Here is a 9,328-nt window from a genome sequence, read left to right as displayed (position 1 = left end):
ACGATCGTGCTCGTCACCCATTCCATCGACGAGGCCATCCATCTGTCGCGCCATGTTCACGTGCTAGGGATCAAGCCGGGGCGGATCACCGAGAGCCTCGACATTGCGCTGCCTTATCCGCGCGACCTGTCGGTCACCGAAGATCCGGAGTTCGTCAGGCTGGTGGTCCAGTTGCGAACGATGCTGCGCTCCAGCCATCAACCGGGAGGCGCGTCTTGAGCGACCAACCCATCACGGACCTTTCCGAGCCGCGCCTCGCCTCCAGCTGGAGTGCGGCGACCGGCAGTTGGCTGCCGGCGGTCATCCTCCTGCTGGTGACGATCGTGCTGTGGGAAGCGGCCGTGCGGATCTTTGCCATATCCGCTTTCATCATTCCCGCCCCTTCCGAGATCGCGAAGTCGCTGGTCGCGCAATGGGGCACGCTGATGCAGGCGACGCTGGTGACGGCGGGCGAGATCCTGTTCGGCTTCCTGGTCTCGGTCGTGGTCGGCATTGCCATTGCGCTGGTCATCGTGCGCTTCGATTGGTTGGGACGCGCGCTGTATCCGCTGGTGGTGCTGTTCCAGAACGTGCCGAAAGTCGCGCTGGCGCCGATCTTCATCCTCTGGTTCGGCTATGGGCTGGCGCCCAAGATCGGCCTCATCCTGGTCATTGCGTTCTTCCCGGTGACGCTCTCCATGCTGGCCGGCATGCAATCGGTCGATCGCTCGCTGCTGTCGCTGATGAATTCGGTCGGGGCCAGCCAGACGCAGATCCTGTTCAGGATCCGCGTTCCGCACTCGCTGCCGAACCTTATGGCCGGAACCAAGATCGCCGCCACGTTGAGCGTGATCGGCGCCATCGTCGGCGAATTTGCCGGGGCGTCGGACGGTCTCGGCTACGTCATCCAGTTCGCTTCGACCCAGCTCGACACGGCGCTGGTCTTCGCAGCGCTGCTGCTCGTTTCCGTGCTTGGCATCGCCTTCTACTACGCCGCCGAAATCCTCGAACGCATCGTGGTGCCGTGGGCGCCGAAATTCAGCCAGTCCTAGGCCCACTCGATCAACCAAATTCATAAAGGGGAACAAAACATGCTGAGACGGTCACTTATCAAGGCAGCTACCTTGGCAGCTTTTGTCGGCGCACTCGGCTTCTCCAGCGCGGCTCTGGCGGCCGACAAGGTCAACGTCCAGCTCGACTGGGTGGTGCGCGGCAATCACGCCATGTTCTTCGTCGGCAAGGAAAAGGGCTTCTTCGCCAAGAACGACATCGATGTGGCCGAGATCCGCAAGGGGTCCGGCTCGCCGGACGCGATGCGGCTGGTGGGTAATGAGAACGCGGATTTCGGGTTCGGCGATCTTCCCACGCTTGCCGTCGCACGGTCGCAGAATGTCCCGGTCGTGGCGCTGGCGGCTGTCAACCAGCACTCGCCGCTGGGGATCATTTCGCTGGCCAAGACGCTGAAGCTCACCAAGCCGTCCGACCTCAAGGGACTGACCATCGGCATTCATCCGGCCGGCTCCACCTACATCTTCTTCAAGGGTTTCCTGGCCGCCAACGGCCTGACCGAAAAGGACATGACGCTGAACAGCGTCTCGCCTCCCTATGAAAGCTATTTGCTGCTTGGCCGGGTTCAGACGGTCGTCGGCTATATCGATGCGGAGGTTCCCGAGCTGGAAGCGAAGGCCGGAGGCCCCGGCTCGCTCAGCATCATGATGGGGGCGGACCATGGGTGGAAAGCCTATGGCTCGGGCCTGTTCACCTCGCAGGCGATGATCAAGGACAAGCCGGACGTCGTACGCCGCTTCGTCAAGGCATACAGGGAGGCCTTCGACTATGTCGTGGCTCATCCGGAAGAGGCCGCCGAGATCACGGCCAAGGCCGCGCCCGGCTATGCGGAGAAAAAGGATGTACTGCTGGCGCAGATCAACGCCGACATCGCCTCGACGTTCAGCAGCCCCGACACAAAGGAACACGGTCTTGGCTGGATGACGAAGACGCAGTGGGAGGAGACCCTGAAGACGCTGACGGACCAGGGGGTGCTCAAGACGGCTCTGTCGGCGGACGACGTCTTCACCGACGCATTCCTGGCAAAAGAATAAGGGGCGCGCGGTGTTCGAACGGAAAGCCCGATGACCGCCTACCGGCAGACCAGGCTGTCCCGCGCGATGCCGCAGGACACATCACGCTCGCCTTTCGCCGCATCGGTGCGGTCGAGCGTGACCTGCACGCGGGTGGCATATGCGCGGCTCGCCAGACCGCACCACAGCCGCTCGACGGGCAGGTTCTCGCGTTTGTCGTTGAGGATCGTGAACGTGCCGGTCTTCGCATCGAACCAGAGCTCGACGCGGGTCTTCTTGCCCGGCTCGACCGTTGCGATCCCGGCTGAATACCAGTGGGCGAAGTCGGCGTTGCAGGAGAGGCTTTCGCTGCCCGCATTCGAAATCGTCAACGGAACCATGTCGAGCCCGTCAGTGCCGGTGCGGACGGTGACATGGTGCAACTCAACCGCGTTGGCGAAGGACGACAACGCCAGCATCACCGGAAGGCCATAACGGATCTTCACTTTGCCTGAGCTCCATAATGTAATTTTTCCTAGGCAGTCTATCTCGCTTTTGCGCAATAACAATAAGAATATTGATTGGTAAAACAACAGAGAGGGTAACATGTTAAAGTTTCTTAAGAGCAGTGTAAGTGCAGCTATATTGACCGGTGTCTTGATGAGCGGCGCGCTTGCCGGCGAGGTCAAGTCGATCGCCATCCTGACGCCCGAAGAAGGCACGGACTATGGCTGGAACCAGCAAGGCATCGACGCCGCCAAGGCGGCGGGCAAGGCCGCCGGCGTCGAAGTGGTCGTGGCCCAGGGCCTCGGCTATGGCGACGTTCGTCCGACCTTGCGGGAACTTGCCTCCGACGGCGCCAGCCTGTTGATCGCGCATGCCAGCGGCTACAACACCTCGGCGCCCGAAATCGCCAAGGAACTGAAAGTTCCGGTGGCGATCGTCGACACGCCAGCCGGCTTGGAGAAGGGCCTCGTCGCCGACTATACGCTGAGCGGCCACGAGGGTGCCTATCTGGCCGGCCGTCTCGCCGCCAAGGTGTCGCGTTCCAAGTCGGTCGGCATCGTCGTCTCGGGCGAACCGCCATCGTGGAATTCGCAGTCGGCGGCGTTCGCACAAGGCGTGAAGGCGGAAAACCCTGACGTCAAGATCACCTATGCGGTGATCGGCCCTGCCGCCTACAGCGACGCGGCCGGCGGCAAGCGCGTCACCGAAAGCGTGATCGCATCGGGTGCCGACATCATCTTCGGCCAAGGCAACGGTTCGAGCTTCGGCATGCTGCAGGCGGTCGAGACGACCAAGGCAGCCGATGGCGGCAAGGTCTATTTCATCGACGTCATCGGCGACAAGTCACCGATCGACAAGGGCTTCCTGCTGTCGTCGGTGGTGTGGAACATCGAGCCGGTCTATGCGGCGATGATTGCCGACCTGAAGGCCGACACGTTCGGCACCAAACACTATACGATCGGCCTCAAGGACGACTCGGTCAAGCTGCTGAAGACCGCTGCGATCCCGGACAATGCCTGGACGGAAATCCAGGCGCTGCGCGAGGACGTCATTTCCGGCAAGATCAAGGTTGAGCCGGTCTATGACGCGGCCGCCGTCAGGGCATTGATGACCAGCGTCGCCCAGTAAGGCGATCACGGCCGGCTGCCGGAGGGGTGATCCGTTCACCCCTCCGGACGATTCCCGTTTTTTTGGTGCTGGGCTTTCATGAGCGGTTTTTCTTCATCGTCCGTTGCAGGGCGCGACATCGTCGCGCTTGAAGGCGTGACCAAACGGTTCCCCGGCATCGTTGCCAATGACAGCGTCGACCTGTCGATCCGCCCGGGCGAAGTGCATGTGCTATTGGGCGAGAACGGCGCTGGAAAATCGACACTGATCGGCATGTTGTCCGGCCTGCAGCAGCCGGACGAAGGACGCATACTGGTCGACGGCAAACCGACGCCGATCACCTCGCCGCGCCATGCGCTGACACTCGGCATCGGCACTGTATTCCAGCACATGATGCTGGTGCCGACGCTGACGGTGGCGGAAAATCTCCTGCTTGGCGGGCCGTGGTGGCAGCGCCCCAGGACCGAGGAACTGGCGGCGCGCGTCGCCGAGATCACCGGCACGCTCGGCATCACCGTCAAGCTTCAAGCCAAGGTATCGGAGTTGTCGCTCGGCGAGCAGCAGCAGGTCGAGATTCTGCGCGCGATGCTGCGCAACAGCCGGCTGCTCATCCTTGACGAGTCCACCTCCATGCTGACGCCGAAAGGCATCGACGAACTCGGCGCACTGATGCGCCGCCTTGTCGAGCAGGGCCTGGCGATCGTCTTCATCACCCACAAGCTCAAGGAGGCGGCTGCCTTCGGCGATCGCATCTCGGTGCTGAAGCTCGGCCGCAAGGTCGGCGAGATCCCGCCCGAGCGGTTTCGCGCGCTGGGCGAACAGGAGATCGTCTCGGAGATCGTGGAATTGATGTTCGGCAAGCAGAAGGATGATCCGGAAGCCGTCGAGCGTCCGGTCCGCACTGCCCGAGCAGAAGCGGCCCCGCTGCTTCAGGTCGCAGATCTGGCGGTCGCGCCGACGGACAATGCGCCGGGCCTGTCGTCGATCTCCTTCGACATCCGCCCGGGCGAGATCCTGGGCATTGCCGGCATCGACGGCAACGGCCAGAAGCAACTGGCGGAAGCGCTGGCCGGCCAGCGTACAGCTGCCGGCGGCTCGATACGGCTGGACGGCGCCGCCATCGAGACGCTGAGCGTCGGCGAGCGCCGCCGGCGCGGCCTTCGCTACCTGACCGACGACCGGCTGGGCGAGGGCACTGTCGGAACCTTCCCGGTCTCGATCAACTTCTTCCTCAAGCAGGTCGGCGCGGCCCCGTTCTGGCGCAACGGCGTCGAGCAGCGCGCGGAGATCGACAAGCGCGCCGCCCAGCTCGCGCGCGAATATGACGTGCGTACGCCGAGCCTGAAGACGCCTGTCGCGCGGCTGTCCGGCGGCAACATCCAGAAGGTGCTTCTGGCACGGGAACTGGCTGAGGGCGCCAAGGTGGTGATCTTCAACAAGCCGACCTACGGGCTCGATCTCGCCAACACTTTGGCGTCGCGCCAGCGCATTCGCGACACGGCGGCGCGTGGCCTTGCGGTGCTGCTGATCTCCACCGACCTCGAGGAATTGCTTGGCATGTGCGACCGCATCGCCGTCATCGCCGACGGAGCTTTGGTCGGCACCGTCGAGAATGCCGACGATGCCCGCACCAAGGTCGGTCGCCTGATGATCGGACTTGCCGCATGAGCATCGACACCGCACCCACGGTCAGTGCCACCGCACTCGATGCCACGAGCGGGGCAAGGACGCGCCGCGACATCGCGCATCGGCTGCTGATGACGCTCGGCCCGATCCTCATCGCTCTCGTCATAGCCGGCTGTATCCTGCTTGCGGTCGGCGTCGACCCGCTCGCCTACTACGGCTTCGTGCTGGAGAAAGGACTGTTCTCGCCGCTCGGCATCCAGCAGACGCTGACGCGCATGGCGCCGCTGCTGTTTCTTGCCGCCGGCCTGATCGTGGCCTTTCGCGCCGGCATGTGGAATCTCGGCGGCGACGGCCAGTTCCTGCTCGGCGCGGTGACGGCGGCGGCCAGCGCTCCTATGTTCGTGCAGGTCATGCCAGCCTGGCTGGCGCTGGTCTGCTCGTTCCTCATCGCCATGGTGGTGGCGATGATCTGGTCGCTGGTGCCGGCCCTGCTGCGTGCCTATCAGGGCGTCAACGAGATCATCACCACGCTGATGATGACGTTCCTCGGCACCTCGCTCGCCAATGTGCTGGTCAAGCTGGCGTTTCGCGACCCCAACACGACCGTGCCGCAGACCCGTACGCTGCCGGTGGAAGACCGGTTGCCGCGCCTGTTCGAAACGACCATCACCAGCGGCTTGCTGCTTGGGCTGGCGGCGATCGTCATCGTGCATCTGGTGATGACGCGCACGGCGTTCGGGCTGAAGCTGAGGATCGTCGGCGCCAATCCACGCGCGGCGGTTCACTCGGGACTCGGTGTCCCCGGCCTGACCGTCGCCGTCTTCGCCATTTCGGCCGGGCTGGCCGGGCTTGCCGGCGCCGTCGACATCATCGGCGTCCAGGGCAATGTCCGCGCCGACTGGAATCCCGCCTATGGGCTTGCCGTGATTCCCGCCGTGTTTCTCGCCCGCATGAACGGCTTTGCGGCAATCGGCTTCGTGTTCCTGCTCTCGGTGCTTTCGATCGGCGGCGAGAGCGCGGCGCGCCGGCTCGGCGTGCCCAATCATTTCACTCTGGTGCTGGTTTCCATCGTGCTGATCGTGCTCGCGCTCGCCGAATATTTCGATCACCGATACAACCAGTCGCGGAGGGCCTAGGCATGACCGGGCTGTTCAGCGAAGTCTTTCTCAGCGCGCTCCTGTTCGGCGCCGTCACCGCGGCGATCCCGCTGCTGCTTGCCGGGCTCGGCGAGCAGATCTCCGAGAAGGCGGGCGTGCTCAATATCGGCATCGAAGGCATGATGCTGGCCGGCGCCTATCTCGGCTTTGTCGGCGCTTTCTATTCCGGGTCGCTGTGGCTGGGTTTTCTCACCGGTGCCGCCGGGGGTGCTGCGGTGGCGCTTGTCATGGCGCTGCTTTGCGTGCGCATCGGGCTGAACCAGATCGTCATCGGCATCGCGCTGACCTTGGGGCTCGAGGGCCTGACGGCACTGCTCCACCATTTCCAGTTCTCACGCAGCTACCCGCGCCTGCCCGCGGCGGATGCGACCGTCATTCCGCTGCTTTCGGACATCCCGGTCATCGGGCCTGCATTCTTCAAGCATCATCTGATCGTCTATCTGGCGGTCGCGCTGGTTTTCGGCATGAGCTACCTCTATCGGCGCACGCAACTCGGCCTCAATTTGCAGGCGGCAGGCGACAAGCCGGCCGCGCTCGATGTCGCCGGCATCGATGTCGTGCGGACCCGCACCATCGCCGTGTTGACGACCGGAGCGCTGGCTGGGCTCGGCGGCGCCTATCTCGCCAATGTCGGGGCTGGGCTGTTCATTCCGTTCATCACCAATGGCGCGGGCTTTCTCGGCATCGTGCTGGCCATGCTGGCGCGCGGTCGCCCGATCTGGGTGCTGTTCGGTGCGTTGCTGTTCGGTGTCTGCCTGTCGCTGACGACGGCCATGCAGGTGGCCGGGATCAACATACCGACCGACATCATCCAGATGCTGCCGTTCCTGGCGGTGATGATCATGCTGGTGCTGTTCGGCCGGCGCGCGAGCCTGCCGGCGGCGCTCGGCATTCCATACGAGCGCGGCGCGCGCTGAGGACAATTCATGCGCGGATGGGACCCGCGCCAATAAAGGAGGCAAGAATGTCGGATACCAAGGTCTACCTGCTCGATGGCGGCTCGCTCGTTCTCGACGGCTATCATGTGTTCTGGAATCGCGGCCCTGGCGGCGAAGTGCGCTTCCCGGTCTATTCGATCCTGATCGAGCATGCCGAGGGCCGGTTCCTCATCGACACCGGCTACGACTACGATCACGTGATGAAGGTGCTGCCGTTCGAAAAGCCGATCCAGGAAAAGCACCAGACCATCCCCGGCGCCCTGGCGCTGCTCGGCCTCGAACCGAAGGACATCGACGTCGTCGTCAATTCGCATTTCCACTTCGATCATTGCGGCGGCAACAAGTATTTTCCGCATGCCAAGAAGATCTGTCACCGGACCGAGGTGCCGCAGGCGTGCGATCCGCAGCCCTTCGAACATCTCGGCTATTCCGATCTGAGCTTTTCGGCGGAGGCTGCCGAAGCGCGTGGCGCGACCGGGCAATTGCTTGCGGGAACGACACGGGCGAACTCGACCTTTGAAGGCATCGATGGCGACGTCGAGCTTGCCAGGGGCGTCCGGCTGATCTCGACGCCCGGCCATTCGATCGGCCATTACAGCCTGCTGGTCGAGTTCCCCAAGCGCAAGCCGATCATGTTCACGATCGACGCGGCCTATACGCAGAAGAGCCTTGAAACGCTGTGCCAGGCGGCCTTCCACATCGACCCGGTGGCGGGCGTCAATTCGATGCGCAAGGTGAAGAAACTTGCCGAGGACCATGGCGCCGAGCTGATGTACTCGCACGACATGGACAACTTCAAGACCTACAGGACCGGCACGCAATTCTACGGCTGACCCCCGCCAATCCGGAGACCAAGACGATGCGTTATCTCGAACATGCCGATCCGGTCATCACCCTGACCGCGGGGCCGGTGAACGCCTATGCCGAAGTGCTGCGCGGCCTCGGGCGCACGGTGCTCTACGACTACGACCCGGCGTTCCAGCTTTTCTACGAAGGTGTGGTCGACAAGGCGCAAAAGGCGATGCGGCTGTCGAACAAGCCGGTCATCCTGCATGGCGAGCCGGTGCTTGGCCTGGAGGCCGCCGCGGCCTCGCTGATCACGCCGGACGATGTCGTGCTCAACCTTGCCTCAGGCGTTTACGGCAAGGGGTTCGGCTATTGGGCGAAGCGTTATTCGCCACATCTGCTCGAGATCGAGGTGCCCTATAACGAGGCGATCGATCCGCAGGAGGTCGAGGCAATGCTGAAGGCGCATCCGGAGATCACCGTCGTTTCCGTCTGCCACCACGACACGCCGTCCGGCACCATCAATCCGATCGACGCCATCGGTGCGCTGGTTTCAGCGCATGGCGGCTATCTCATCGTCGATGCCGTCTCGTCCTTTGGCGGCATGAAGACGCATCCCGGGGATTGCAAGGCCGATATCTATGTCACCGGCCCGAACAAATGCCTGGGCGCGCCTCCCGGCCTGACGATGATGGGTGTCAGCGAGCGGGCCTGGGCCAAGATGAAGGCCAATCCCCTGGCGCCGCGCGCGTCGATGCTGAGCATCGTCGACTGGGAGCATGCGTGGTCGCGGGACAAGCCGTTTCCATTTACGCCGTCGGTCTCGGAGATCAACGGGCTCGATGTCGCGCTCGACCTCTACCTCAATGAGGGACCGGAGGCGGTGTGGGCGCGCCATGCACTCACCGCCAAGGCCATGCGCGCTGGCGTTGCCGCGATGGGCCTGTCGATCTGGGCTGCCAGCGACAGCATCGCGTCGCCGACCACGACCGCTGTCCGCACGCCCGAAGGTTTCGACGAGAAGGCGCTTCGCCAGGCCGCGCGCGCCCGTTACGGCGTGGTGTTTTCGTCGGGGCGCGGCGAGACCTTGGGAAAGCTGACGCGCATCGGCCATATGGGACCGACCGCCCAGCCGATCTATGCGATCGCGGCGCTGACGGCACTGGGC

Annotated in this window: 9 protein-coding genes and 1 pseudogene; 9 read left to right on the top strand and 1 reads right to left on the bottom strand. The window is 63.7% G+C overall.

The window, feature by feature from the left end; translation table 11 throughout:
* The 3 genes and pseudogenes from EN939_RS10555 to EN939_RS10545 form a co-directional block, all read left to right on the top strand.
* Positions 1-219: pseudogene (locus EN939_RS10555) on the top strand (ABC transporter ATP-binding protein); the annotation flags it as partial.
* Positions 216-1,031 (top strand): ABC transporter permease, encoded by an 816-nt coding sequence (locus EN939_RS10550; RefSeq protein WP_127267964.1) that lies wholly within the window; start codon positions 216-218, stop codon positions 1,029-1,031. The pseudogene EN939_RS10555 and the gene EN939_RS10550, both read left to right, overlap by 4 nt.
* 39 nt (positions 1,032-1,070) lie before the next feature.
* Entirely contained in the window at positions 1,071-2,081 is a 1,011-nt protein-coding gene (locus EN939_RS10545; protein WP_127267963.1) for an ABC transporter substrate-binding protein, read from the top strand.
* Positions 2,082-2,119: 38 nt separating this feature from the next.
* Here EN939_RS10545 and EN939_RS10540 read toward each other — a convergent pair whose 3' ends face one another.
* Complete coding sequence (locus tag EN939_RS10540; protein WP_127267962.1) at positions 2,120-2,545, bottom strand: hypothetical protein; 426 nt, start codon at positions 2,543-2,545, stop codon at positions 2,120-2,122.
* A 100-nt stretch (positions 2,546-2,645) separates the two neighbouring features.
* Here EN939_RS10540 and EN939_RS10535 point away from each other — a divergent pair, with 100 nt between their 5' ends.
* The 6 genes from EN939_RS10535 to ppaT form a co-directional block, all read left to right on the top strand.
* Positions 2,646-3,674 (top strand): putative B6 ABC transporter substrate-binding protein, encoded by a 1,029-nt coding sequence (locus EN939_RS10535; RefSeq protein WP_127267961.1) that lies wholly within the window; start codon positions 2,646-2,648, stop codon positions 3,672-3,674.
* 78 nt (positions 3,675-3,752) lie between these two features.
* Positions 3,753-5,321, top strand: coding sequence for a putative B6 ABC transporter ATP-binding protein (locus EN939_RS10530; protein WP_127267960.1), 1,569 nt, complete (start codon positions 3,753-3,755; stop codon positions 5,319-5,321).
* Positions 5,318-6,415: a putative B6 ABC transporter permease subunit 2 gene (locus EN939_RS10525; RefSeq protein WP_127267959.1), complete on the top strand. Its 1,098-nt coding sequence runs from the start codon at positions 5,318-5,320 to the stop codon at positions 6,413-6,415. The genes EN939_RS10530 and EN939_RS10525 overlap by 4 nt, the downstream gene beginning before the upstream one ends.
* A gap of 2 nt (positions 6,416-6,417) precedes the next feature.
* The gene (locus EN939_RS10520) at positions 6,418-7,353 is read left to right on the top strand and encodes a putative B6 ABC transporter permease subunit 1 (protein WP_127267958.1); all 936 of its coding nucleotides are present in this window, start codon (positions 6,418-6,420) and stop codon (positions 7,351-7,353) included.
* 47 nt (positions 7,354-7,400) lie between these two features.
* Positions 7,401-8,207 carry a 4-pyridoxolactonase gene (gene pldA / locus EN939_RS10515; protein WP_127267957.1) on the top strand — a complete coding sequence of 269 codons (807 nt, stop codon included), beginning with the start codon at positions 7,401-7,403 and terminating at the stop codon, positions 8,205-8,207.
* Between the two features lie 26 nt (positions 8,208-8,233).
* On the top strand, positions 8,234-9,328 hold a 1,095-nt coding region (ppaT, locus tag EN939_RS10510; RefSeq protein WP_164750936.1), incomplete at its 3' end, for a pyridoxamine--pyruvate transaminase.

The sequence above is a fragment of the Mesorhizobium sp. M7A.F.Ca.CA.002.05.1.1 genome (assembly GCF_003998335.1).
Classification (GTDB): domain Bacteria; phylum Pseudomonadota; class Alphaproteobacteria; order Rhizobiales; family Rhizobiaceae; genus Mesorhizobium.
This window is presented reverse-complemented; position numbering and strand designations above follow the sequence as displayed.